Source organism: Thermobifida sp. (genome assembly GCF_017577275.1).
Lineage (GTDB): Bacteria > Actinomycetota > Actinomycetes > Streptosporangiales > Streptosporangiaceae > Thermobifida > Thermobifida fusca.
On record NZ_PITY01000020.1, the window covers coordinates 429985 to 455775 of the forward strand.

Sequence of the window (25791 nt, forward strand, 5' to 3'; positions counted from 1 at the left end):
GTGCAGCGGCATGTCGGGGTTTCTTGGCTGCGGTGAGAAATCAGGTCAGCTCTGTCCCGGAAAAGGGGTGCGTTCTTCGTCGCTGGCGGGCAGGGTGCGGGTCCTGAGTGCCGCCAGGGTCTGTGCGGGGTCAGTCGTGTGCGGGGTGCTCGTCGGGTTCGGTGGTGTGGGAGTGTTCTGCGGTGAGCAGCCGCGGAGCGTCCGTGAATCCTTCCAGGTAGCCGCGGGCCCGTTCGCTGTGCGGGTAGCGGTTGACGAGTCTCCAGAACTCTGGTCCGTGGCCGGGGACGATGAGGTGGACGAGTTCGTGCATGAGCACGTAGTCGAGGACCCAGCCGGGCATGCCTGCCAGGCGGTGCGCGATCCGGATCGTCTTCTCGGCCGGCTTGCAGGCGCCCCACCGGATCCTCGGGTCGTCCGCCCAGCGGACGCTTGAAGGGCGGACTTTCCCGTCTAGGTAGCGTTCAGCGAGCTCCACTGCTCGGGTGTGCAATGCCAGGTTGCTGGGGTGGCGGTATGCTTCTCTGCTCCGCAACCGCTGCAGGATGAGGTCCACCCACTTCTGTTCCTCAGTGTGGGAGAGCCCTGTGGGAAGCAGCACGACTGTCCGGTTCCCGCTGCGGTAGGCCGAGACGATCCGCCTGCGGCGGGAACTTCGACGCACCTCAATTTGCGGTTCTCGTGGCACAGTTGCGACGGTAGCCCAGCAGTGTCTGACGTCACAGGGGAGGTCAAGCTGCCCCCTTGGACTGGTGCTCTGCACTGCGGCAGACCTGCGCACACGATCACGAGGTACGCCTCATCAGGCGTTTTCCGTTCCCTTCTCCAGCGGCCACTTCCGGCCACATTTCGGATGCGCCGGAAATTCCTTTTTCTGAATCCGCGGGGAAAAGGGCGGGGGCGGCGCACGGCCACCCCCGTTTCATCAGCTCACACCGGTGGTGTCAACACCGGCGCGACTCCGGTATTCGTGAGGCTGGCCTTTCCCGGCGGCGCTGCTCCCGCAGTCGGGCACGGAGCTGGCGTGCCCCGAGGAGATAGCTCTGCCGTCGCTGCCGGGGGTCGGTGCCTGCCTGCAATGCCTGGTCACGTCGGTACAGCGCCATGGTGGTCCTCTTTCGCGGTTGACTCAGGGGTGTCGTGGTACAGGGAGAAAGGTCGAGATTATGCGGCGATCGGCTCGGTCTGGTTCTTCCGCGGACGGCCACGCGGACGCTTGCGGGCGACCACCTTGCCGCTCACCAGCAACTGACCGCCCCACACCCCCCAGGGCTCCCGGCGTTCGAGCGCACCGGCAAGGCACTGCTCCCGCACCGGGCAGTCCACACACAGCGCCTTGGCTGCCTCCACTTCAGCCGGGGACTCAGCGAAGAAAAGATCGGGCTGGGAGCGGCAGGGGATCTCGACTCCCTCCAACCACGGGGACCCAAGGACCGACGCGAGCATCGGCGTCCTCCCTGAAATTCTCTTTTTGGTTTTCAACGCGGTAGGCGACAGGAGACTGGGCTTGTGGCCCAGCACTCTCGGGGCCTTGACCTGCACAGTTCCGCAAGCTCTGCGGTTTTCTTCTGGGAGAGCTCGGAACACGAAAAAGGCCGCGGCCCCGTGTGTGGGGATCCGCGGCCACTGGGAGGACTACCCGGCCTGAATACTCAGACCGGACGTCTCATCAGTGGACACTTCCCCACCGCGCCCCCGGGGCGCCGGGCTTCTGCGAATTGCTGCGTACCTCGGCGGTGCTTGATCAAAAGCGCTCCCGACTCTGTCGGTTCTCCGATGGTCGAGATCCGGCCGGACGCATTCCACACATTCGCGCGCGTATCACTGCTATCGGCGATGCCCCAGGCGTCGCGCAACGGCAGTTCGAGGCCGGCGGTCAGCGATGCCATGAGATCGGAGCACCTCCTTCGCAGTGTGGTCACGAGGATTCCTCCCGTGACGGACGCTGAACGATGCCTTCAGACTAGAACGGGCTACCGAAAATCAGCAACCTATTTTTGACCTGGGATAGTGTCCGGTTTAGGCCGTCAATGCCCTGTCTTTTCCTGCGGTGCGGGCTATGCGTCGTCCACGATTCGGATCAGGCCTTCCTGCACGACCGAGCAGACCAGTTCTCCTGTGCGGGTGAAGACCAGTCCGCGGGCCAGGCCGCGCGCCCCGCTCGCTACCGGGGTCTCCTGGGCGTACAGCAGCCACTCGTCGGTGCGGAACGGCCGGTGGAACCACATGGCGTGGTCGAGACTCGCCATGAAGACCCCGGAGAACGTGCGGCCGTGCGCCAGGAGGACCGTGTCCAGCAGGGTCATGTCCGAGGCGTAGGTCATCAGGCAGACCTGGAGCAGCGGGTCGTCTGGCACTTTCCCGTTGACTTTGATCCAGATCGGGTTCTCGGTGCGGATGAGGGACGGGTCTTGCTGCACTTCGTAGGAGAGCGGTCCGACGGGACGCCGTTCAAACGGGTGCCATTCCGCTGACCGGGGCACACGTCCGAGGACGTGGATGAGGCGTTCCTGCATGGTGGGCAGCTCTTCGGGGGGCGGCACCTGCGGCATCGGGACCTGGTGGGACAGGCCCGGCTCAGTCCGGTGGAACGACGCGGACAGGGTGAAGATCGCTTTGCCGTGCTGGATGGCGGTGACGCGCCGCGTGGTGAAGGACTTTCCGTCCCGCACCCGGTCCACCTCGTAGATCACCGGCACGGAAGGGTCCCCGGGGCGGATGAAGTAGGCGTGCAGCGAGTGGACGAATCGGTCTTCGGCCACCGTGCGTCCCGCGGCGACCAGCGCCTGGCCGGCGACCTGTCCACCGAAGATCCGCTGCGGCCCTTCGGCAGGACTGCGGCCGCGGAAAATGTTCACCTCGATCTGCTCCAAGTCGAGGATGTCGAGCAGTTCCCGGAGGCCTTCTTCCCCGGCCCCTATCGCTGGGCTGCCCTCGTGGTCCGGTGGTCCGCTCACGGTGTCTCCTCTCTGAGTCCACTGATGGCCTGCTCGGGTGTGCCACCCGCACAGAGCGTCAAGATTGCTTCACCGTAGCGCCTCAGTTTTCGCTCCCCCACACCGGATATGCGGGCGAGTTGCGCGGCGGTGGACGGCTCCTGTTCCGCGATCGCCTGCAGCGTGGCGTCGGTGAAGATGACGAAGGCGGGCACTTTCTGCAGTGCGGCCGCCTCACGCCGCCAGTGCCGCAGCCGTTCCAGCAGCTCCTCGTTGACGCTGGCCGGGCAGTCCTGGCAGCGTCCCAGGGTGCGCTCCACGGCTTCCAGCAGGGTGGCGCCGCAGACCCTGCAGCGCACCATGCGGTCTTTCTTCCGGTGCCGTTCCCGGTGCTGCCGCGCCGGTGCCGCAGCGGCGGGCCGCAACCCGTCGAGGAAACGGGAGGGCGTGCGGGTGCGGCGGCCTCCCGGGGACCGGGCCAGCGCCCACGACAGGTGGAGGTGCTCCCTGGCTCGGGTCACCCCTACGTAGAAGAGGCGGCGTTCCTCTTCCACCTGTTCCGGGGTTTCGGCGTAGATGATCGGCAGCAGGCCTTCGGTGAGCCCGACCAGGAACACCGCGTCCCATTCCAAGCCTTTGGCCGCGTGCAGGGAGGCGAGGGTGACCCCGTCGAATCCGGGCGCGTGTTCGGTGGCGGCGCGGGTGTGGAGTTCCGCGACGAAGTCCGCGAGACGCGCCTCTGGGCGCTGGGCCGCGATGGTCTCGGCGAGCTGGGCGAGCGCCGCCAGCGACTCCCATTTTTCGCGGGCCTGGCGGCCTTCGGGCGGTTGTTCGGTAAGGCCAAGCGGCTGGAGCAGGTGGCGGACCGTGGTGACCAGCGATTCCCCGTCATCGGCCCGGGAGGCGCCGCGCAGGGTGTGCAGGGCCGCGCGGATTTCGGGGCGGTCGAAGAACTGGGCGGCGCCGCGCACGGTGTAGGGCACTCCGGCGTCGGCGAGCGCCTGCTCGTAGGTGGCGGACTGGGAGTTGGTGCGGAACAGGACCGCGATCTCCCGGGCGGGGGTGCCCGCGTTGATGAGCCCGGTGATCTTCTCGGCGACCGCAGTGGCTTCCGCGAGGTCGTCGTCGTACTCGGTGTAGGTAGGTTCGGGGCCGTCCGGCCGCTGGGCGACAAGCTCCATCCGGTAGTCGGGGGAGAGCGCCGCGGCGCCGCCTGATCGGAGCACGGCGTTGGCGACCCGCACCACTTGGGGTGTGGACCGGTAGTCGCGGACGAGTCGGACGACAGTGGCGTGGGGGTAGACCTCGGGGAAACCCGTGAGATAGCTGGGGGTGGCCCCGGCGAAGGTGTAGATGGTCTGGTTGGGGTCGCCGACCACGCAGATGTCGTCGCGGTCCCCCAGCCAGGCGTCCAAGAGGAGTTTCTGCAGCGGGTTGACGTCCTGGAACTCGTCGACCACGAAGTAGCGGTACTGGCTGCGGATGCGTTCCGCGATGTCCGGCCGTTCGTGGATCATCGCCACGGTGAGCTCCAGCATCGACTCGAAGTCGAGCAGGTTGTGTTCGCTGCGGAGCTCCTCGTACGCCTCGTAGACGCGGGCGACGTCGCGGGGCGGCATCGGGGGGGTGCGGCCCTCTTTGGCCACGGCGGTCTCGTAGTCGGTGGGCCGGGTCTGGGTGACTTTCGCCCATTCGATTTCGGCGGCGAGGTCGCGCAGCTCGGTCCGGTCCACTTGGAAGCCGCAGGAGTGTGCGGCCGCGGCCACGGTTTTGATCTTGCTGTCGATGAGGGTGGGTTTGGGGCCGCCGACCGCATCCGCCCAGAAGTAGGAGAGTTGGCGCAGGGCCGCGGCGTGGAAGGTGCGGGCTTGCACGCGGGGCGCGCCGAGGGCACGCAGTCGCCCGCGCATCTCCCCGGCGGCTCGCGTGGTGAACGTGACGGCGAGGATCTGCTGTTCCGGGACGACCCCGGTGGCGACGGCGTAGGCGATGCGGTGGGTGATTGCGCGGGTCTTCCCGGTTCCTGCCCCGGCGAGGATGCACACCGGGCCGCGCACGGCTCGGACCGCTTCCTCTTGTTCAGGGTCGAGACCACGCAGGATCTCCTCGGCGGACGGCATTCTCCTCCATGGTTCGCCGGACTCTGCTGGCCCCATGAACGCCTCTCCCTTCCTCCGGCCGGGTCCCGGGCCTCCCGGCGTCCTGCGGTGTGCTCACCCGGCTGGTCAGCCTCTCCAGTATCCCCGTGCCTTCCCCCTCCTCACGGGATGCGGTCCGGGGAGGCCGCAGATGTTCGGCTGCACTTTGCCGGAACTTCGGCGCGGCTGGCGGCGTCAGAGAGGGCATACGGACCGCTCAGGGAAGCGAAACATGGTGATCTGTGTTGGGGCAATCGAAGCCCTCGACACGACCAATGGAGAGTAAAGGAGAGCTGCATCGTTATGGCGACCTCCACTGGCGCGCAGATCACCATGTACACGACCCCCTGGTGCGGCTTCTGCAAAAGACTGAAGAGCCAGCTTGACCGGGAAGGCATCCCTGTCGTGGAGGTCGATATTGAACGCGACCCGAAGGCAGCGGAGTTCGTGATGCAGGTCAACGGCGGCAACCAGACGGTTCCGACCGTGGTTTTCGCCGACGGCACGGCCTTGACTAACCCGTCGCTGGCCGAGGTCAAGCAGAAACTCGCAGCCCAGTCGTGAGGGAGGGTTGCCGTCCCCCGTGCGGGGGACGGCAACCCCGCACCGTAAGAGGGACGGGGGAGAAAAGGCGTGGGAGTACACACATCGGTTCGCCGTGGACACGACTGTGAAGGGCACAACCGGGGCACCCTGATCCGTCGGGCGCCGCAGGGCTGGCGGGTCGACGGCACCGAAGAGCAGCTTCCTGACCTGCTCAACGCCATGATCCTCGCCGATCTGCTCGCCGGTGGCACCCCGCCGACTGACCTCCCCACTCCGCCCCGCGCCACCCCTGACTCGTCGGAGACCGAGCGGCTCCGGGTGACCGTGCAGCAGTTGGAGCATGCGCTGCGCACCCGGGTCGTGGTCGAGCAGGCGATCGGGGTGCTCGCGGAACGGCATCGGATCGCCCCGCGCACGGCGTTCGAACGGTTGCGCCGTGCCGCGCGCTTCCGGGGGAAGAAGGTCGCCGCGCTCGCGCACGAGGTGGTGGAGAGCACCCGGAATCCGTTGGTGGCGCTCCCCGAAGAACTGGCTCGGGAGGGTTCAGCGGTGCAGGCGTGGCCCCCGAAGCGCGCTAGTTGAGCGGCCGCAGGCCGTTTCCGGTGCCGCTACCGGCTGGCCCACCTGCCGGGCGGCAGAGGCTGCCCGTACCAGTGCTCGATGAGCTGGTGGGCGATGGAGACTGGTCCGGGCAGGAGGATTTCGCCTCGGGTGACGGCTTCCCCTAGTTCGTGGCGGGTCAGCCAGCGGATGTCGGCGATCTCCTCGTGGTCGGTGCGCGGCGCGCTGCCGACGGCCCGCGCGAGGTAGCCGACCATGAGGCTGCGCGGGAACGGCCACGGCTGTGATCCCAGGTAGACGGGGTCGGTGACGAGGATGCCTACTTCTTCGGCGACTTCGCGGACTACCGCGTGTTCCAAGGATTCCCCGGGTTCGACGAACCCGGCCAGGACGGAGTAGCGGCCTTCCGGCCAGGCCGGGTTGTGGGCGAGCAGGCACTGTTCGCCCGCATCGGTCTCCCGGTGCACCAGCATGATCACAGCCGGGTCGATGCGCGGGAAGTGCTCGCTGCCGTCGTTGTCGCAGACCCGCACGTGTCCGGCCGATTCGATCCGGGTGGGTGAGCCGCAGCGGGGGCAGAACCCGTGTTCGGCGTGCCAGTGGGCGAGTGCCGCGGCGTGGGTGGCCAGGCCCGCGTCGCGGGCGTTCAACAGCGCGCCCACCCGGCGGAGGGAGACCGGTTGCGTGCCGGGCGCGGCGGGCAGTTCTTTCCCGGGTTTGAGGCGGACCGCGAAGTAGACGGTGCCGTCCGAGTCCTCGCCGAGCAGGTAGCGTTCCCCTTCCGGTGCCTGCTCGGGGCTGCAGAACACCAGTTCCGGGGTGGGAGTGGACGCGGTGACGAGGAAGCGGACGGGAATGCCGCCCGGGTTCCGCCTGCCGTGCCGCTGCGGGTCCCCGTGGTCGAGCAGCAGGACCCGGGTGCGGGCGTCGGCCCAGGCGTCGGCCAGCCACCGTTCGTCGCGGCGCCGGTCTGCGGCCCGGTCGAGGGTGCTGCGGGCGAGGGCGGGAGTAAAGGGCCGCCCGGTCATGCCCGGTCCCCGCTGCGGAGCACGGTGGCATACGAGTCCCACAGGTAGGCGACGGTTTCGGCGCCTTTGAGCAGCAGCGGGATCTCGACTTTCTCGTTGGGAGCGTGGATGCGGTCGGAGTTGAGGCCCACCGCGACGAAGACCAGGGGGGCGCCGAGGATGTCGGCGAGGTCCGCTTCGGGGCCGCTGCCACCTTCCCGGGTGGAGTAGACCTTGGTTCCGAACGCCTTGGCCATCGCGTCGCGGGCAGCGCGCACCGCCACCGAGTCCAGGTCGGAGGCGCAGGGCCGCACTCCGGCACCGCTGAAGCGGACGTCCGCCCGCACTCCGGGGGGAAGGTTGTCGTGGACGTAGCGGCGGACGAGTTCTTGGATGCGCGCCGGTTCCTGGTTGGGGACGAGGCGGAAGCTGAGTTTGGCGTGGGCAGACCGCGGCACGATCGTCTTGCTGCCTTCCCCGGTGTATCCGCTCCACATGCCGTTGATTTCGGCGGTGGGCCGCAGCCAGACCCGTTCGAGGATGCTGTACCCGGCTTCGCCGACCGTGGCGTCGCTGCCGGCGTTGGCGAGCCAGGCTGCTTCGTCGAAGGGCAGTTGGGCGATGGTGTCGCGTTCGGCTTGGGACGCTTCGACGACGTCGTCGTAGAAGCCGGGGATGGCGACTCGGCCGTGGGCGTCGTGGAGTCCGGCGAGCAGGGCGGCGAGGGCGCGCGCCGGGTTGGGGACGGCGCCGCCGAAGGAGCCGCTGTGCAGGTCGGTGCGGGGGCCGTAGACGTCGATCTGGCAGTCGGTGAGGCCGCGCATGCCCATGCACATCGACGGGGTGTCCGCACTCCACATGGTGGTGTCGGAGATGACGATGACATCGCAGGCCAGCCGGGCGCGGTGGCGGGTGAGCAGGTCCGCGAAGTGCGGGGAGCCGGATTCTTCCTCGCCTTCGATCAGGAATTTGAGGGTGACCGGCGGGGCGTCGGCACCGGAGACAGCCAGGTTGGCGCGGAGTCCCAGGGTGTGGAAGAGGATTTGTCCTTTGTCGTCGGAAGCGCCGCGGCCGACGAGCTGGTCTCCGCGCACGGTGGGGGTGAACGGGTCGGTGTGCCACGCGTCGACTGGGTCGACCGGTTGGACGTCGTGGTGACCGTAGACGAGGACGGTGGGGGCCTCCGGGTCGGCGGCGGGCCATTCGGCGAAGACCGCGGGCATTCCGGGGGTCTCCCAGATTTCTACGGTCGGGAAACCGGTCTGGGTGAAGTGGTCGGCCAGCCATTGGGCGGAGCGGCGCACGTCATCGTGGTGGGCAGGGTCGGCGGAGATCGACGGGATGGCGAGCCACTGGCTGAGTGTGGCGACAAACTCGTCCCGGTGCGCCTCGATGTGGGCTCGCACGTCCATCGTCTCCCCTCTCCTCTCACTACGGCTCCGATGCCGTACTGAGCTTACGATCGTGCGAGCCTTCCGCGGAGCGCGCCCCCGTGCGGCAGGCGCCGGGCTGGCCCTTAGACGAGACCGGTGGTGCCGATGAGGGAGCCGATCGCGTAGGTGACGGCGAGGGCCAGGGCACCGCCGAGGGTCACCCGAGCTGCCGCGCGCAGTTGGGAGCCGCCACCGATCCCGGCTGCGATCGCGCCGGTGAGGGCCAGGCTGAGGAGGGTCGCGCCGAACGCAACCGGCACCCGCAGCTCGGGGGAGGGCAGGAGGATCGCGAGCAGCGGCAGCAGCGCGCCGACCGCGAACGCGAGGAACGAGGCGATTGCGGCATGCCACGGGCTGGTGACCTCGTCCGGGTCGATGTTGTGCCGCTCGCGCATCTGGGCTTCGAGCGCGTTGCTGGCGAAGAGTTCTTCCGCGGCGCGCCGCGCCGTGGCCGCGGAGATGCCGCGCTCCTCGTAGCTGCGGGCCAGGGCGAGGAGCTCCCCTTCCGGGTCGTTGCGGAGGGCCTGGCTCTGCTGCTCGATGAGATGGCGTTCACTGTCGCGCTGGCTGCTGACGGAGACGTACTCGCCGAGTGCCATGGACACGGCTCCACCGACGGCGGCGGCAAGGCCCGCCATGAGGATCGGCCCCGCATCCGTGGTGGCCCCGGCGACGCCGACGACGACGGCCGCGGTGGACACGATGCCGTCGTTCGCGCCGAGCACTCCCGCGCGCAGGGCGTTGAGCCGCTGGGCGAGCCCTCCGCTGCGGATCTTGCGGTCGCTGGTGCGCTGTGCCGTGTCTGGACGTTCGTCGAGCTGGACGGTCCCCTTCATTGCTGCGCTGTGTCCTTTCTGCCGTCGAGCGCGCAGAGCACGCTCCCGAAGTTTCTCCGGTGGCCCCACAGGACTAAAGCCACAAAACCCCGAGAAACGTACTTATAAAGTACCATTTCTTAAAAAGAAAACAAGTTTTCAAGAAGTGGGCGAAACCACTAAGGAAAGCCTTTGTTAAGGGTTTTTAGGCCAGCCAAACCAAAGTTAGGAAAGGCTGGCCGAAGCTCTTTATCCCTTGGCGTCCCCCGCCTCCGCGGCACCCCGGACCACCACTGCCGCGCTCTGTGAACGAGCAGATGCTCACAGAGAAAACCGGATCACTTCCGGCGAACCCCTTTTCGAGAACACCTTATTTCCTCGCCGCCACCTTAGACCGGCGGCCGGTTTTTCTTTCTCTTCCCCGACCCCCGAAAAACCGCCGCGGAGAGATTTTCGACACAGGAAAGCAGGCGGTGGTTTCCGCACCGCAGTTCCAGGACAGCACGGTAAAAAGGTAAGGCTTTCCTCACTCGAATGACGGGGCGGAGAATACGGGACGCTGGTCGAATTGCGCCCTGCCCGGCGGGCCGCGGCCACCGGTGCGGCGCCGCGACCCGCCGCAGACCGGCTCTCACCGGTCGCCCGTTGCCCCCTCAGCGGCCTCCCCTGGGACGCTCGGCTGCGGGACCGCGGCGATGAGCGCGGCTAGGCCGTCCGCGTCCAGCAGGTCTTCGGGATAGACCGTCACATTGGCGCGGACGTAGTGGAACGCGGCGCGCACCCGCTCCAGCGGTATGTCCGCGATCCGCGCCCAGGCCACCCGGTAGGCCGCCAACTGCACGGCCGCCGCACGGCGTTCCCGCTCCGTGGCGGGCAGCCGCCCGGTCTTCCAGTCCACTACCTCGTAGACGTCGTCTTCAGGGTCGTGGAAGACCGCGTCCATCCGGCCCCGCACCAACCGGTCGCCGATGATGGTCTCGAAGGGGACCTCCACTTCCAGCGGCACCCGGTCCGCCCACACGCTCTGTTCAAACTGGCGCTGGAGTTCGTCCAGGTCAGCGTCGCCCGTTGCGGTCTCGTCCGCAGCCCCGGGAAGCTCGTGCGGGTCGATCAGCGTCTCCTGGCCGAAACGCCGCTCCAACCAGGTGTGGAAAGCGGTTCCTCGGCGGGCGTGCGGGGCGGGCGGGCGCGGCAGCGGGCGGCGGATCTGCTGGGCGAGCGCGGCCGGATCGCGGGCCAGCGACACTAGCGCGGAGACCGTCAGGTGGTCGGGGAGTTCCACCTCGATAACGCGGGGGGCGCCTTCCTCCTGGTCGCGGTGGCGCAACAGGAGCTCCACGTCCCGCGCCCAGTCGCGGATCCTACGGTTCGCTGCGGGCCGCAGGAGAGCGCGGTTCATCAGGGCGAGCTCCCGCTCCCACTCCCCGTTCCGGTACCGGGCGACCAAGGCGGCGGCACGCTCGGCAGCGTCGCGGCGCTCGTCGGTCTGGGGCGGCCACACCACGGAGTTGTCCGCCACCAACTGCGGGTTGGGCTCCCCCTCGTCGGGCGGATCAGTCCACAGCGCGACCTGTCCCACGCCCGTCTCGCACACTTCGCGGATCTCTTCGAGGAACTCTGACGGTCCGCGGCTCCGCTGGGTCTCCTGCCCCCACCAGTGCCCGGTGCACACCAAGGAGAACGCGGCCCGGGTCACCGCAACGTAGGCGAGCCGCCGCTGCTCCATCAGTTCCCGGGCGCGTTCTGCCGCGGTGAACTGCTTGATCTCCTGAACCGTCACGTCGGCCAGTTCGGGCAGGCTGTCCCGGTCCCCGCGCAACGCGAACGGCAGGCTCGCCGCCTTGCCGGTCCAGCCCTTCACGGTCTTCGGAACCCCGGGGAACTGGCCGCGGCTCAGCCCGGGGATGACCACCATGGGCCACTGCAGGCCTTTCGCGGCGTGCACCGTCATGAGCTTGACCGTGTTGCTGGACCCGACGCGCTCCCCCGGTTCCAAGCCGTGTTCGGTGTCCTCCGCAGAGGTGAGGTAGGCGAGGAACGCGCTCAGCGTGGGCGTATCGGTGGAACCGCTGAACCGCACCGCGGCGTCCACGAACGCGTCCAGGTCGGCCCGGGCCGCACTCTGGTCGCGGCCCGGCCGCGCCCCCACCTCGATGTCCAGCCCCAGCACCCGCTCCACTTCCATGATCAGGTCGGGCAGCGGCTGGCTGATGCGGGTGCGCAGCGTGCGGAGCTCTTCGGAGAGAGCCTGCAACCGCTGGTACCCCGTCGCGGAGTAGCGTTCCGGCGGGCCGAGATCGTCGAGGGCGTCAAGGAGACTGCCGGCCTCCGCTGTCAGGTCGAGCACGGTCTGCCGCAGCGGGTCCTCCTCGTCCACGCGGGCTTCCGCGGCCTCCCCGCGCAGGTCCCGGCGGGCTTCCTCGGCGAGTTCTTTAGCGCGCTGGTTGAGTGCGACCAGGTCGCGCGGGCCCAGCCGCCAGCGCGGCCCGGTGAGGATCCGGGCGAGCTCGTTCGCGGCGGTGGGGTCGTGGAGCACCCGCAGCGTAGCGACGATGTCCCGGACTTCCGGCACTTCGATCAGCCCGCCCAGTCCGACGACTTCGACGGGGATGCCGCGTTCTTCTAGGGCGCGCCGGATCACGGGGAACTGGGCGCGTTTCCGGCACAGGACGGCGATGTCCCCGTAGCTGAGCGGCCCCCGATGCTCCTGTTCCGGCCAGGGCAGGCCGTCGGGCGCCGTGTGGTGTTCCGCGGATTCGCGCAGCGCCCGGTCGATCTGCTCGGCGATCCACTCCGCTTCCTCGGTTTCGGTGCGCAGCAGGGCGCACGTCACCCGGCCGCGCCCGGCCCGGGCAGGCCCCGGGTAGAGCACAGGCACATCCCGGGCTGCGGCACGCAAAGGCTCCGCGATACGTTTCGCGACCTCCAGGATGCGTTCGCCGTTGCGGAAGCTGGTGGACAGCTGGCGGACGGGCGCCGGCCGGTCCGGCTTCTCCGGAAAGTCGACGGGGAAACGCGACAGGTTGCCGGCGCTGGCGCCCCGCCACCCGTAGATGGACTGGCAGGGGTCGCCGACCGCGGTGACCGGGTGGCCGTTGCCGAACAGGGACTGCAGCAGCACCAGTTGGGCGTGGCTGGTGTCCTGGTATTCGTCGAGCAGGACCACGGCGTAGCGTTCGCGTTCGATCCGGCCCACCTCGGGGTGGCGTTGCGCGATACGCGCGGCCAGCGCGACCTGGTCGCTGTAGTCCATCACTTCGCGTTCCGCTTTGAGCTGGGCGAACTGCTCCAGCAGCGGCAGGAGCTGCTCGCGGTGGCGTTGGACAGCCAGCAGGTCGCGCACCAGGGCAGGGGTTTTCTTCAACTGGGCGGCGCGTTCGCGGAGCCAGTCCCCGTAGGCGCGTACGTCGTCGGGGGTGCACAGGTGCTCGGCGAGTTCCTGGGCGAGGGCGAGGACGTCATGCACCACGGTGGCGGGAGCAGAGGTGACCGCGTCCATCGGCCCGTCATAGGTGCTGACCACCCGGTGGACGAACTGCCAGGCGATCGCCGGGGTGATGATGCGGGTCGTCGGTTCGATCGCTTCCCGCAGCGCGTGGTCGCCGACCAGGCGGGTCGCATACGCGTTGTAGGTCGCAACGGTGGGCTCCCCGTCGAGGACGTCGTCGGGGACGACGCCCGCGCCCCGCAGTTGATCGAGCCGTTTCCGCACGCGTTCCGCGAGCTCGGCAGCGGCTTTCCGGGTGAAGGTGAGGCCGAGGACCTGTTCGGGGCGTACGTGGCCGTTGGCGACCAGCCACACCACCCGGGCAGCCATCGTCTCGCTCTTCCCGGAACCGGCCCCGGCGACGACGAGGCCGGGGCGTAAGGGTGCGGCGATGACCGCTGCCTGCTCAGGAGTGGGTTCAGGCAGTCCGAGCAGGCGCGCGAGCTGTGCGGGTCCGTAGACGTCTGTCATGGCGTCCTGTCTGTGGGATGCGGCTAGACCCCAGGCATTGTCGCAGACCCGGCTGGGCCGCGGAGTGCCGTCGACCGCGGGCCCAGGTCGCTTCCCTCATCCCCGCAGCACAGGTCAGACGTGGTCGCCTTCGCTCTGCACTGGGCAGCTTGCCCGGACTGAACAGTGCCGGCACGACGGCGTGGCTTTCGCGCGGAACCGGGCCCCCGCCATGCCCGCGGCCACCTTCTGCACCAGCCGCTGCGGCCATTCAGGGTCCGCGTCGTCGGCGAGGGCCGGCTGGGTCTGCTCTTTCGCGGTTTTCCGGTCGCCGATCTGCAGCAGTGCTGCGCCGCCCGGCTCGACCAGGCCGTAGTGTTCGAACGCCGCCATCAGCAGCGCCAACTGGTAGACGCCGAGCTGGGGGTGGCGGCTGATCTCCCGGTCCGGTACCGCGGTCCCGGTCTTGATGTCGACGATGACACCGCGTCCTTCCGCGTCGCGTTCCAGCCGGTCCACTTGGCCGGAGATTTCGATGTTGCCGACTTCGACCCGGAACTTTTTCTCGGTGGCGACGAGTTCCCGCGGGTTCTCCTTCTGCCAGTCCAGGAACCGCTGCAGCATCTCCTCGGCGCGCTCCCGCTGTTTTTCGGCGTACCACGGGCCGCCGAAGTCAAGGTCGGACCAGATCTGGTCCATGCGCCGCAGGAGTTCCGGAAGGTCCGGGTTCTCCGCGGCGATGCGGGCCAGCGCGTGGACGATGCTGCCGATCCCGGACGCGGCCCGGCGTTTTTCCGCCCCCGCGGCGGTCTCCAGCAGCCAGCGCAGTTCACAGGTGGTGAACTTCTCCACTTGGGAAGGGGAGATACGGATCTGCTCCCCTTCGAGGACGAGGGGTGAGCTGTCGGAGAGTTCGGTGAGGGCGTACCACTCCGCGGGGTCGGCGCCGCGCACTCCCGCATCGGCGAGGCGGGCCAGATGGGCGGCTGCGGCGCGGCGCACCGGCTCGTCGGTGTGCGGGTCGAGGAGCGTGGCGCGCAGGTCGGCGACCAGGGCGGGCAGCGACAGCCAGCGGTATCCGGTGGCCAGGCGTTCCGGTTCGCCGAGGCCGAGTTCGGTGAGGAACCGGGAAGGCCGTTCTTCGACGTCCTCCCCGCCGACCGCGGTCACCACGAGTTCCCGCCGGGCCCGGGTGAGCGCGACGTAGAACAGCCGCCGTTCTTCGTCGAGCTGCTTGGACACCACGGCGGCCGGGGAAGTCTCCGCAAAACCGCCCACCGTGTCGAGAAGCTGTTCCACGCCGAGCAGGGAACCGCGCAGCCGCAGGTCCGGCCAGGTGCCTTCTTGGACGCCGGCAACCACGACCAGATCCCACTCCAGTCCTTTGGAGCGGTGGGCGGTGAGAATCCGCACCGTCTCTCCTTGGGGGGCCTGTTCGGCGAGCGTGTCCCCGGGGATCTCCTGGGCTTCCAGGTCTTCCAGGAAGCCTTCCGGGGAACCCGGCGGCAGCCGGTCGCAGTAGCGGGCGGCCCGCTCGAAAAGCGCCATCACCGAGTCCAGTTCCCGGTCTGCGGCCGCACCGTGGCGGCCGCCCGCTTGGCTGGCGCGCAGCAGGGTGTCGGCGAGCCCGGAGTGGTGCCACATCCGCCACAGCACTTCTTCTGCGTTGGCGCCTTCGGCGATGCTGTCGCGGACCAGGCGCAGCAGGGTGGCGATCCGCTCCGCAGGGGCCCGCACCTCCGGGTCGACCATCACCAGGTCGCGGGGGTCGTGGAGGATCTCAGCGAGCAGGGCCGCGGCGGGGCGGCGGCCGCCGGCGTCCAGTTCCAGTTGTCGCAAGGCGCGCCCGAGCCGCCGCAGTCCGAGCGCGTCGGCTTCTCCGAACGCGCTCGTCAACAGGTTGTGGGCGGCTTCCTCGTCCAACCGCTCCGGGTGGAGTGCGCAGCGGAGGAGCAGCAGCATGGACCGCACAAGGGGTTCGGACGCCAGCGGCAGATCGTCGCCGTCGACGGTCACGGGGACGTCGGCGGCGATGAGTGCGCGGCGCAGTACGGGGACGTGTCGGGTCACGGAGCGGACAAGGACTGCCATGCGCGACCAGGGCACTCCGTCGATGAGGTGGGCGCGGCGCAGCAGGTCCGCGATGACAGCGGCTTCGTGGACCGGGCTTTCCGCGAGGAGCATTCGAGCCCGTCCCGGGGGTGTCCCTTCGGCGGGCACGAGGTTGCGGTGCGCGTTGACCCCTTCGCCGCCGGGCCCGGGGACGGCGGGCAGCCGCTGGGCGAGGGCCCGGGAGACCCGCAGCAGTTCCGCGCCGCTGCGGCGGCAGGTGTGCAGCGCCACCACGGGCGCGGGGTCTCCTGTGGGGGTGCGGAACCGGTCGGGGAAGTTGAGGATGTTGCGGACTTCAGCTCCCCGGAAACCGTAGATGGACTGGTCGGGGTCGCCGACCACGACCAGGTCGCGGCCGTCTCCGGCCAGGGCGTGAAGCAGTTCCTCCTGGGCGGGGTCGGTGTCCTGGTATTCGTCGACGAACACGACTTTGCGGGCGGCACGCTCCCGCGCCTGGATGTCCGGGTCGTTGAGCAGGTTGGCGGCGACCCGCACGAGTTCCGCGTAGTTGAAGGTGGGCACGGGGGCGATGTCGAAGCGGCCGGTGTAGCGTTCCAGGAATCCCCCGGCGGCCACCCAGTCTTCTCGCCCGTGGCGGCGGCCGAGCTCCCGGACGTCGTCGGCGTGGAGTCCGCGTTCTTGCACCCGCATGAGGAAGTCGCGGAGCTCCTCGGCGAAGCCGCGGGTGTGCAGCATGGGGCGGAGCTGTTCGGGCCACTCGGGGGCGCCGTCAGCGAGTTCGCCTTTGAGGAGTTCCCGCACTTCCATCAGCTGCTCCGGGCCGGACAGGAGGCGGGGCGCGTGGTCGCCGACCCGCTGGAATTCGCGGCGGATCAGCGCGTAGGCGTAGCTGTGGAAGGTGAGGGCGAGCGGTTCGCGGACGGTGCGCCGCAGCCGGGCGGTGATGCGTTCCCGGAGTTCTTGGGCCGCTTTGCGGCTGAAGGTGAGGACGAGCACGTGCGCGGGGTCCACGCCCCGGTTCTCGACCCGGTCGACGATCGCTTCGACGATCGTCGTGGTCTTCCCGGTTCCTGGACCGGCGAGCACGAGCAGCGGGCCGCCTTCGTGGTCGACGACCCGGCGCTGGTCGTCGTCGAGCTCGGGTGCGGGCGCACGGTGCCGGATGCGGCGTACAAGACGGTACGGGGGGTTGTCCACTCGATCTAGTTCAGCAGACTTTGATCTCTTCCGGGGAGGCGCAGGCCGCTTCGTTGGCCTTCATCTCATCCGCTGTCCGGGTTTTCTGTGGGATCCCGCACTTTTCGGACCACGGGTGGCCACTGCGGGTCGGGCCCTGTGTCCTCGTTCACTGGGTGCTGCGGCGGTGTCTCTGCGGCAGGGCCGGAAAGCCGGCGGCCGCGGTCCGGCTGCAGCGCGCAGTATGCGGGGCACGGCACAGGCCAGGCACAGGAAACCGTCCGCGCTGCCCACCGAGGACAGCGCCCTGCGGGGTCGGCTGGGCACTGCTGGCAGGCAGACTCGGCGGGGGACGGGCGCCAGCGTCCATGGCTGCGCGGTGGTCGTCGCCCGCCGCGGCGGGCTCGGCAGTCGGCTGCTGCCGCGCCCATCAGGCACCGCCCCGGGTTTGGGCCCACGTCCCTGGGCGCCGCCTATGGGTCGACCTGCTCGGCCGCGTGCTTCCCGTCCCAGCGGGCCTGAGCCATGTCCACCTGGGCGACGCCGCGCCGCAGCGGAGTCCCCTCGGCCGCGTAGTGGGCGAGAGCGGCCACCTCGTGTCCTTTGGGCGGCGATCCGTCGGCACGCACCACCCGCCACCAGGGGACCGCCCCGCCCCAGGTCGCCAGGACCGATCCGACCTGGCGGGGTCCGCCCTCGCCGAGGTATTCGGCCACATCCCCGTAGGACATGACCTTCCCCGGCGGAATGGACTCCACTACGTGGAGGACACGTTCGACGTAGTCGTCCGGAAGCGGCATGCCCGCCACTCTAACCGCGGCAGGCCAGGTGCACCCCCGGTACGGTCCGGCTCAGGTGAGGGCGCGCATCGTCGGCGAACGCGTCGCCGACCCCGAAGGGCCGCGCGGCTCCTGGGTGCCGTGGCTCCGCCAACTGCGCACCAGTCCCACCGCTCCGGTCACCGCGATGACCACGCCCGCAACCCACGCGGTCCACGCCGCAGCAAGGTTTCCCGTGAAGCCGAACAGCCACGGGGTGAGGACCAGCAGCACCCCGATGCCGATGAGGACCGCTTCACTGGAGAGCATGCCCGGCCGGGTGAGGGACAGGACCGCGGTGAGCACGGTGGCCAAGCCGAGGAGGAACAGGACGACCATGCCCAAACCAAACAGGCCGTGCCAGACCCAGCTGAGCCCCACCACGATCCCTGCTGCCAGCGCCACCCAGTTGTCCCACTGTCCGCCCATCACACACCTCCGATCGCGCTTCCGCTGTGGAACACCGCTACCCGAGGCGGCGTGGAACTCACGTTCCCGACGCAAATGCGCGGGGCCGCCGCGGTGTGCGGCGGCCCCGCAGGACGCCCAGGTCAGTACTTGGGGAGACTCGGATCGACTGTTTCGATCCAGGAGAGGATTCCGCCGCCCACGTGCACGGCGTCGGAGAAGCCTGCCTTCTTGACCGCGGCCAGCGCCTCGGCGGACCGTCCGCCGGACTTGCAGTGCAGGATGATCTGCTTGTCCTGCGGCAGTTTGGCGAACGCCTCGCCGGTCAGGAACTCTCCCTTGGGGATGAGGACCGCGCCGGGGATGTTGACGATCTCGTACTCGTTCTTCTCCCGGACGTCGACGAGGAAGAAGTCCTCGCCCCGGTCCATCTTCTCCTTGAGCTCCTTGGCGGTGATCGTGGATCCCCGGGCGGCCTCCTGGGCCTCTTCCGGGATCGTGCCGCAGAACGCCTCGTAGTCGATCAGCTCGGTGATCGGCTCGGCGTTCGGGTCCTTGCGGATCTTGACGGTCCGCCAGGTCATCTCCAGGGCGTCGTAGATCAGCAGCCGGCCGACGAGGGGGTCGCCGATGCCGGTGATCAGCTTGATCGCCTCGTTGGCCATGACCGAGCCGATCGTGGCGCACAGGACGCCCAGGACACCGCCTTCCGCGCAGGAGGGGACCATGCCGGGCGGCGGCGGTTCCGGGTACAGGTCGCGGTAGTTGGGCCCGTACTCGTTCCAGAACACGCTGACCTGGCCGTCGAACCGGAAGATCGACCCCCACACGTACGGCTTGTTCAGCAGGACGGCGGCGTCGTTGACCAGGTAGCGGGTGGCGAAGTTGTCCGTCCCGTCCAGGATCAGGTCGTAGTCCGCGAAGATCTCCAGCGCGTTGCTGGAGTCCAGGCGCTCCTTGTGCAGGACGACCTTGACGAACGGGTTGATCTCTTCGATCGTCTCCCGGGCGGATTCGGCCTTGGGCTTGCCGATGTCACTCTGGCCGTGGATCACCTGGCGCTGCAGGTTGGACTCGTCCACGACGTCGAAGTCGATGATGCCCAGGGTTCCCACACCGGCGGCGGCCAGATACATCAGCGTGGGAGAGCCGAGCCCGCCCGCCCCCACGACCAGGACTTTAGCGTTCTTCAGACGCTTCTGACCGTCCATGCCGACGTCGGGGATGATCAGATGGCGCGAGTACCGTTGTACCTCGTCGATAGTGAGCTCGTCGGCTGGTTCGACCAGCGGCGGAAGCGACACAGCAGCTCCTCAAACAATCGGTAACGCAGCGTAGACACAGCAAGCGCGGATCTTGACTGCCTTTACACGCCGCGGGCTTGCTCATTATCCCAACCCACGGAGTAGGGTTTATCATTCCCCGGCAGGGATACGGGAACGGAAGCGATATCCGCCCTACCGTTTTTTCGCAGGTCAGTACTGATCTTGTGGACTCCGCCACGCCCACGAGGCAGCGAGGCCATGCGGCGGAGAACGGCGCCACCGACTGGAGGTCCCATGGCACCTGAACCGAAGCGCCCGCACGTCGCACCGGACGATGACGACCACCCCCTCGAAGCCCCTGAGGCGGATGTCGCTGACCAGCGCATCTCCGACGACGAGGAAGAGACGCCCCTGGAGCTCGAACTGGACCGCGGCTGGGAGGTCCCGGAGGCCGACGCGGTGGAGCAGGCCCTGGAGGTCCCGGAGGACGAGGACGATTACCGGTGACTGAGGGCCGGTTGTCCGCGATGACGTGCGCGGATCATCTGCGTCCCCTTACGGACGAGTAAGATAGCTCGGTACGCACTTCGGTCGCAGCAGGCTCGGAGCGGGGAGCCTGCCGGAGCGGCCGATCAAGAACGCGGCCTCCGGCGCCGCGAAGGTTCGGGGAGTGTGGCTGTGACGGCTCCTTCAGAAGCCCAACCACGGGGGACCAGGCTCCCTCGGATAGCCCGACGGCGGCAGTTGCTCGCCGCGGCTCAGCAGGTCTTCGTGGAACGGGGATACCACGCAGCGGCGATGGATGAGATCGCCGAACGCGCCGGGGTCTCCAAACCCGTGCTGTACCAGCATTTCCCCGGAAAGCTGGAGCTCTACCTGGCTCTGCTGGAACAGCACTCTGAGGCACTGGTGGAAAAGCAGCGGGCTGCGCTGCAATCCACCGACGACAACTGGCAGCGCGTGGTCGCGAGCTTCAAAGCGTATTTCGACTTCGTGTCCGGGGAAGGCGGAGCGTTCCGCCTCGTCTTCGAATCCGACCTCCGCAACCTCCCGGCAGTGCGGGAAATCACAGAACAGACCACGCTCCGCTGCGCGGAACTCATCGGCGAAGTGATCCGGCAGGACACGAGCGTTTCCGACGAAGAGGCGCACCTGCTCAGCATCGGCCTGGTCGGCATGGCGGAGACCAGCGCCCGCTACTGGCTGAGCCGGGGCACGATCCCCAAGGATGCTGCCGAGCAGCTCATCGCCCGCCTCGCTTGGCGTGGGATCAGCGGCTGGGATCTCACGCGCCACTAGCCCTCTACTTCTCCTCTCCTCCCCTACCCCGATGGTTGGCTCCCTCCTTCTTGGGTAGTCGCGCTGGGCGGAGGCATTCTCCGAGTTCAGTCGGGGTCTTTCGGCACGCCGACGCGACCCCGGCATCCCCTCAGGGGAGGAGACGAGATGTTCACACCACTGGCCGTCACTGATATCGGACAGGGCATCGGCAGTGTCTGGGGATCCCTGGTGGCTTTCATCCCCCGGCTCGCTGTCTTCCTCGTTGTCCTGATCCTGGGCTGGCTTCTTGCCAAGCTCATCGGCCGCCTGGTCGCCAAAGCACTGGCCAAAGTCGGCTTGGACCGGGCACTGGAACGCGGCGGGCTGGGAAGCTACTTCCAGCGCAGCCGGTTCAACGCGAGCGATATCGCGGGGAAGTTCGTCTACTACGCGGGGGTGCTGATCGTCCTTCAGCTCGCGTTCAGCGTATTCGGCCCCAACAACCCGATCACCCAGATGCTCAACAGCGTGGTGGCGTGGCTGCCGCACCTCGCCGTGGCGTTGATCATCGTCGTGGTGGCGGCGCTGATCGCCCGGGCCGTGCGCGAGCTGGCTTCGGAAGCGCTCGGCGGGCTGAGCTACGGCAAGGTGCTGGCCAATACGGCAGGGGTTTTCATCGTCGGCCTCGGTATTATCGCCGCCCTCAACCAGATCGGGGTGGCTGCCGCGGTGACCTTGCCGATCCTCATCGCTGTGCTGGCTGCGGTGGCGGGCATTCTCATCGTCGGTGTCGGCGGCGGTCTGATCCGCCCGATGCAGCAGCGGTGGGAGGGTTGGCTGGACCGGGCCGAGTCTGAGACGAAAAACTTCCGCGCCCAAGGGGCAGGTGACCGTGGCCCGGCCACGGCGGGTTCCCGCTCCACGGAGACAGTGGCCCCGCCGCGGCAGGAGTCTGCTCCGGGAGAGCCGCTTGCCTCGTCCGGGGAGCGTCGACGCCGTCACCGACGCCCCTGAGCACCTGAATCCCTAGCCTCGCCCGCAGTCGTGGTCCGTGGGCGAGGCACACGCCTGTCGGCGTGCGGCTGTCTGCGCTGCGCTGGGCGAGCGGCCCATCAGAGCAGGTCGCTTTCGGCGAGCTCTTCGCGGGCCAGCCGGTCGATCCGCCGGAAGAAGAGGACGACCCCGCCGAACAGCAGCAGGAAGCACAGCCAGAAGACCGGGCTCGCCGGTCCCGTGAGAACCATGATCACCAGTGTGACTGCTGCTTGCAGGCCGTAGATGGAGAAGTCGACTCGATCCCGGTGAATCAGGACTCCGATCGGTGGACGCGCTGCTCCGTGCCGACCGCTCCCCATTGACTGTCCTTTCTCGCGGCGCGTTGGCCGCCGCTTCGTCGTTGTCGAGCCGGGCATCCCAGCACGTAATGGTGGAGCCCATCGTCCTGTTCGCGCCGCTTGCCCCATTCCCGCGCGGGAGGGGTACGCTGCCGCGTAGCCCAGGGCTTAGCGTACGCCCGCCGCGCAGGGCTTTGTGCCCGGTTTGCGGATCCTCGCAGTGAACTTCCCCGCACGGGACGCAACGTCCAGGACAATTCGTGACATCGGGTCCTCGGCGTAGCCCGCGTCCCGGTGCCGTGCCCGGTGCACCGCCCTCAGCGGCAGGCCGGGTCCGCGGCCCGCCGTGCCGGACGCGCCGTCAGCCTGCCAGCCCCATCGCCTGGAGCCGCGCGTTGTGGGACTCGGTCAACCGCGCAAAGATGCGGCTGACCGCGGCCAGGTCGCCGTTCCGCTCCTCGCTGCTGTCCCCTTTCGCCAGTAGTTCCGCGAGTTGCGGCCGGTCGAGTGCCACCCGCTGGGCTTGGCTGAGCGCCTCCCCGACCAGGCGGCGCGCCCACAGCGCGAGTCGGCCCGCCAGCGTGGGCTCCTCGGCAACCGCCTGCTTGACCTTGGCGGCAATGAACTCGGCCCGCCCCTCCTCGGAGAGGACGTCGACCACCAGTTCCCGGATCTCCGGGTCGGTCACTTCGGCGACCTGCCGGTAGAAATCGGCCGCGATCCCGTCCCCCACATACGCCTTGACCAGGCTTTCCAGCCAGGTTTGCGGGGTGGTGTGGGCATGCCAGGCGTCCAGGGGGGCAATGAACGGCTGCATCGCCTCCTCGGGATCCACTCCCAGTTCGACGAGCTTGCGCCGCAGGACCTGGTGGTGGGCCTGCTCGGTGGCCGCGAACGCCGCCAGTTCGGCTTTGTCCGCCAACGTGGGGGCGAGTTCAGCGTCGGAAGCCAACCGGAAGAACGACACCAGCTCGGCGTAGGCCAGCAGTCCCAGCAGGTCGATGACTCCGCGGTCAACAGGAGTGGTCACCCGGCTGGGGTCGGGAGCGACTGCGGAACTCATGCCTTCCAGCCTATCGCCCCAGCACCGGTGTCCCTCCCGTCACGGGACGGCTCGGGACTATTCACGATTCTTTCCGTGTTTTCTCACAAGTGAACAAGGCAGGAAAGCCATGCCCTATCCAGCGCGGATGACGCGGGATAGACTCGTAACCGTGATCGGATCCCACCGGTCACACATCCAATGCCCCGTCGCGGCCGGTCGCGTCGCCCCGCTACGGAGGCCCCGTCATGAGACCACTGGCCTGTCCGGCAGCGGCACCGCGTCCCAAGACGAGTCACGGACTCGCGGTAGGAGACAAGCCGCAGCCTCCTACGGCCGCGACCGCTCCCGCCCGCTGTGGCCTCCGCGATCCGCGAGTATCCACCAACGGAGGCCCTGGGACCGCTACCTGTCACGACCGACGTCCTCGTCTCGGCGTACCGGGGCGCCGCGCGAGCTCCTCGCTTTGCTGAGCCGCGCCGGTCCCGCAGCCGGGCTCGTCCGACCCGCCGCGTACGCGGCCCGCCTAGATGGAGGCATCGACCCTGACCACTGTCAGAAGTACGCACAGTTCAGATCAGACCACTTTTCGCGATCTCGGCGTCATCGACGACATCGCCGACGCCTTGGAAGCCGAGGGCATCGTCGCCCCCTTCCCCATCCAGTCCATGGCCCTGCCCTTGGCACTGACCGGCGCCGACATCATCGGACAGGCGCGCACCGGAACCGGTAAGACGTTCGCTTTCGGGCTCCCGCTGCTTCAGCGGGTCCACACACAGCCCGGATCAGCCAAGCGCCCCCGCGCGCTCGTGGTGGTGCCGACCCGGGAACTCGCGATCCAGGTGGCCGCGGACCTGGCCACGGCAAGCAAACGCATCGACGTGCGGATCGCCACCGTGTACGGGGGACGCGCCTACGAGCCGCAGATCTCTGCCCTGCGCAAGGGTGTCGACATCGTCGTGGGCACCCCGGGGCGCCTCCTGGACTTGGTGAAGCAGCGCCACCTGATCCTGTCCGAGGTGACCGCGCTCGTCCTGGACGAAGCCGACAAGATGCTCGACCTCGGCTTCCTGCCCGACATTGAACGGATCCTCGCGAAAACCCCTGACCAGCGGCAGACCATGCTGTTCTCGGCGACAATGCCGAGCGAAATCGTGGCGCTGTCCCGCAAATACCTGCGCCGCCCCACCCACATCCGCGCTGAAGACGATCCCCTCGACACCGGTTCCGGCCAGGTCACCCAGCATGTCTTCCGCACCCATCCGCTGGACAAGCTGGAAATGCTGGCCCGCCTGCTCCAGGCGCGCAACCGGGGCCTGACCATGGTGTTCTGCCAGACCAAACGGGAATGCCACCACGTCTCCACGGAGCTGTGCCGCCGCGGGTTCGCTGCCGCAGCCGTCCACGGCGACCTGGGGCAAGGCCAGCGGGAGCGGGCGCTGCGCGCGTTCCGCAACGGCAAAGTCGACGTGCTGGTTGCCACCGACGTGGCCGCCCGGGGCATCGACGTGGACGACGTGACGCACGTGGTCAACTACGAGTGCCCCGACGACGAGAAGACCTACACGCACCGCATCGGCCGGACCGGCCGGGCGGGACGGTCCGGGACCGCTGTCACGTTCATCGACTGGCAGGAACTCCTGCGGTGGAAGCTGATCAACCGGGCGTTGGGGCTGCCTTTCGCTGACCCGCCGGAGACCTACTCCACGTCGCCGCACTTCTTCGACGCTCTCGACATTCCGCGGGACGCCAAGGGAGTGCTCGCCAAGGAGGAGCAGGACCGGGCCGGTCTGGCAGCGGAAGAAGTAGAGGACATCGGGGAGACCGGGCGGGCCTCCCGCACCAAGGACCGGGAGCGTTCGCGGCAGCGCCGGTCCCGGCCCCGGAAACGCACCCGGCGTGGCGTCCCCACGACCCGCTCAGCTGCGGAGCCCACCGGTGAGACCGCAGCGAAAAGCGACGCGGACTCGTCTGCCCGCACCCGTCGGCGCACACGCCGCCGCAGTCGCCGGAACGCCGGGACGAACAGCGACCGCGCCTAACCCCGCGGAGCCCAGGGCCTGCTACGCAACGGCCCGCCCGGTGCCGTGCCGGTTTCCGCGCCCGCACCGCGGTCCTCTAGGGTGAGCGCTCGTGAGCACTCCTCGGATCCTGACCCTTCCTCCCGGTGCCCACCGCACCACCATCCCCACCCCGTCCGGTCCGATCGCGGCCCTCGCCGCCGGCCCGGTCGGCGGGGCCCCTGACCGGCACACCGCAGTGCTGGTGCCCGGGTTCACCGGAAGCAAAGAAGACTTCATTGCGCTGCTGGGACCGCTGGCCCAGGCGGGGCGCCGAGTGTATGCGATCGACCTGCCGGGCCAGTACCAGTCTCCCGGCAGCGACACGCTGGACGCCTACTCGTGTGCGGCGCTGGGCCGGGCGGTTGCCGAGGTCATCGCCGCCCTCGAGCAGGGGCCGGTCCACCTGCTGGGGCACTCGTTCGGCGGACTGGTCACCCGGGAGACCGTGCTCTCCACAGCGGTCCCGCTGCTCTCCCACGCGTTGCTGGGGTCCGGCCCGTCCGGGGTCGAAGGGTCGCGCCGGGAGGACGCCCTGCGGCTGATCGCCGCGCTCGGCCCCTCCCCCACCCGGGAGATCGTTCACCGGATCTGGTGGGAGCACTTGGAAGACCAGTACCGGGCCAGCGGGCTGCCCGAGGAGATCCATGTCTTCATGCGGGAGCGGATGCTGGCCAACCATCCCCTGGGCCTGCTCCGCATGGCGCAGGAGGTGACTTCCGCCCCGGACCGCACCGCGGAACTGGCCGCGGCCGGGCTGCCCACTCTGGTGCTCTACGGGGAGGACGACGACGCCTGGTCCCCGGCGACCCAGTCCGCGATGGCTGCCGTCCTGAACGCCCGGTGCGTGGTGATCTCCGGGGCCGCCCACTCGCCTAACGTGGAAGCCCCCGAAGCCACCGCTGCCGCCCTCACCGCCTTCTGGGACCAGGCAGAGTCCCGTTGACGCGGCCACCGTGGCACCGGCAGGGCTGTGCCGCTG

The 25791-nt window shown here is 68.8% G+C and carries 21 protein-coding genes; 7 read left to right on the forward strand and 14 right to left on the reverse strand.

Annotated elements, in window-relative coordinates; all coding sequences use genetic code 11:
• Positions 1 to 130: 130 nt before the first annotated feature.
• The 4 genes from CW348_RS06910 to CW348_RS06925 form a co-directional block, all read right to left on the reverse strand.
• Positions 131 to 664, reverse strand: a complete 534-nt coding sequence (locus tag CW348_RS06910) for a M48 family metallopeptidase (protein ID WP_227480998.1) — start codon at positions 662 to 664, stop codon at positions 131 to 133.
• Positions 665 to 1164: 500 nt separating this feature from the next.
• Positions 1165 to 1446 (reverse strand): WhiB family transcriptional regulator, encoded by a 282-nt coding sequence (locus CW348_RS06915; protein WP_011290979.1) that lies wholly within the window; start codon positions 1444 to 1446, stop codon positions 1165 to 1167.
• 611 nt (positions 1447 to 2057) lie between these two features.
• Positions 2058 to 2957, reverse strand: a complete 900-nt coding sequence (gene tesB / locus CW348_RS06920; protein WP_011290978.1) for an acyl-CoA thioesterase II — start codon at positions 2955 to 2957, stop codon at positions 2058 to 2060.
• Positions 2954 to 5056, reverse strand: coding sequence for an ATP-dependent DNA helicase UvrD2 (locus CW348_RS06925; protein WP_104612832.1), 2103 nt, complete (start codon positions 5054 to 5056; stop codon positions 2954 to 2956). The genes tesB and CW348_RS06925 overlap by 4 nt, the downstream gene beginning before the upstream one ends.
• Before the next feature lie 321 nt (positions 5057 to 5377).
• Between CW348_RS06925 and CW348_RS06930 the strand changes: the two genes are divergently transcribed.
• Together CW348_RS06930 and CW348_RS06935 are read left to right on the forward strand one after the other, a co-directional pair.
• Complete coding sequence (locus tag CW348_RS06930; RefSeq protein ID WP_011290976.1) at positions 5378 to 5638, forward strand: mycoredoxin; 261 nt, start codon at positions 5378 to 5380, stop codon at positions 5636 to 5638.
• Between the two features lie 69 nt (positions 5639 to 5707).
• On the forward strand, positions 5708 to 6202 hold the full coding sequence (locus tag CW348_RS06935; protein ID WP_104612833.1) for an ANTAR domain-containing protein: 495 nt from the start codon (positions 5708 to 5710) through the stop codon (positions 6200 to 6202).
• Positions 6203 to 6228: 26 nt separating this feature from the next.
• On the opposite strand, the gene nudC is transcribed toward CW348_RS06935, so the two are convergent.
• From nudC to moeZ, 8 genes are all read right to left on the reverse strand, one after another.
• Positions 6229 to 7209, reverse strand: a complete 981-nt coding sequence (nudC, locus tag CW348_RS06940) for an NAD(+) diphosphatase (RefSeq protein WP_016188226.1) — start codon at positions 7207 to 7209, stop codon at positions 6229 to 6231.
• Positions 7206 to 8600, reverse strand: a complete 1395-nt coding sequence (locus tag CW348_RS06945) for a dipeptidase (protein WP_011290973.1) — start codon at positions 8598 to 8600, stop codon at positions 7206 to 7208. Before CW348_RS06945 ends, nudC begins: the two co-directional genes overlap by 4 nt.
• Before the next feature lie 104 nt (positions 8601 to 8704).
• Positions 8705 to 9457 (reverse strand): VIT1/CCC1 transporter family protein, encoded by a 753-nt coding sequence (locus tag CW348_RS06950; protein ID WP_011290972.1) that lies wholly within the window; start codon positions 9455 to 9457, stop codon positions 8705 to 8707.
• Positions 9458 to 10067: 610 nt separating this feature from the next.
• Positions 10068 to 13394, reverse strand: coding sequence for a UvrD-helicase domain-containing protein (locus CW348_RS06955; protein WP_011290971.1), 3327 nt, complete (start codon positions 13392 to 13394; stop codon positions 10068 to 10070).
• Between the two features lie 114 nt (positions 13395 to 13508).
• A complete protein-coding gene (locus tag CW348_RS06960; RefSeq protein ID WP_104612834.1) occupies positions 13509 to 16643 on the reverse strand; it encodes an ATP-dependent DNA helicase in 3135 nt (1044 codons plus the stop codon).
• Between the two features lie 452 nt (positions 16644 to 17095).
• Complete coding sequence (locus CW348_RS06965) at positions 17096 to 17422, reverse strand: MGMT family protein (RefSeq protein WP_104612835.1); 327 nt, start codon at positions 17420 to 17422, stop codon at positions 17096 to 17098.
• Between the two features lie 51 nt (positions 17423 to 17473).
• Complete coding sequence (locus tag CW348_RS06970; protein ID WP_011290968.1) at positions 17474 to 17869, reverse strand: SPW repeat protein; 396 nt, start codon at positions 17867 to 17869, stop codon at positions 17474 to 17476.
• 122 nt (positions 17870 to 17991) lie between these two features.
• Positions 17992 to 19152, reverse strand: a complete 1161-nt coding sequence (gene moeZ / locus CW348_RS06975) for an adenylyltransferase/sulfurtransferase MoeZ (RefSeq protein WP_011290967.1) — start codon at positions 19150 to 19152, stop codon at positions 17992 to 17994.
• A 255-nt stretch (positions 19153 to 19407) separates the two neighbouring features.
• On the opposite strand from moeZ, the gene CW348_RS06980 reads away from it, so the two are divergent.
• The 3 genes from CW348_RS06980 to CW348_RS06990 all read left to right on the forward strand — a co-directional run bounded on the left by CW348_RS06980 (position 19408) and on the right by CW348_RS06990 (position 21387).
• Complete coding sequence (locus CW348_RS06980; protein ID WP_016188223.1) at positions 19408 to 19620, forward strand: hypothetical protein; 213 nt, start codon at positions 19408 to 19410, stop codon at positions 19618 to 19620.
• A 171-nt stretch (positions 19621 to 19791) separates the two neighbouring features.
• Positions 19792 to 20412 (forward strand): TetR/AcrR family transcriptional regulator, encoded by a 621-nt coding sequence (locus CW348_RS06985; RefSeq protein ID WP_011290965.1) that lies wholly within the window; start codon positions 19792 to 19794, stop codon positions 20410 to 20412.
• A gap of 147 nt (positions 20413 to 20559) precedes the next feature.
• Positions 20560 to 21387 (forward strand): hypothetical protein, encoded by an 828-nt coding sequence (locus CW348_RS06990; RefSeq protein WP_011290964.1) that lies wholly within the window; start codon positions 20560 to 20562, stop codon positions 21385 to 21387.
• 98 nt (positions 21388 to 21485) lie between these two features.
• Here CW348_RS06990 and CW348_RS06995 read toward each other — a convergent pair whose 3' ends face one another.
• The gene (locus CW348_RS06995) at positions 21486 to 21728 is read right to left on the reverse strand and encodes a hypothetical protein (protein ID WP_011290963.1); all 243 of its coding nucleotides are present in this window, start codon (positions 21726 to 21728) and stop codon (positions 21486 to 21488) included.
• A 340-nt stretch (positions 21729 to 22068) separates the two neighbouring features.
• Positions 22069 to 22770 carry a ferritin-like fold-containing protein gene (locus CW348_RS07000; protein ID WP_016188221.1) on the reverse strand — a complete coding sequence of 234 codons (702 nt, stop codon included), beginning with the start codon at positions 22768 to 22770 and terminating at the stop codon, positions 22069 to 22071.
• Between the two features lie 509 nt (positions 22771 to 23279).
• Between CW348_RS07000 and CW348_RS07005 the strand changes: the two genes are divergently transcribed.
• Both CW348_RS07005 and CW348_RS07010 read left to right on the forward strand, forming a co-directional pair.
• Entirely contained in the window at positions 23280 to 24791 is a 1512-nt protein-coding gene (locus tag CW348_RS07005) for a DEAD/DEAH box helicase (protein ID WP_011290961.1), read from the forward strand.
• A 91-nt stretch (positions 24792 to 24882) separates the two neighbouring features.
• Positions 24883 to 25755 carry an alpha/beta fold hydrolase gene (locus tag CW348_RS07010; protein ID WP_011290960.1) on the forward strand — a complete coding sequence of 291 codons (873 nt, stop codon included), beginning with the start codon at positions 24883 to 24885 and terminating at the stop codon, positions 25753 to 25755.
• The last annotated feature ends 36 nt before the right edge of the window (positions 25756 to 25791 follow it).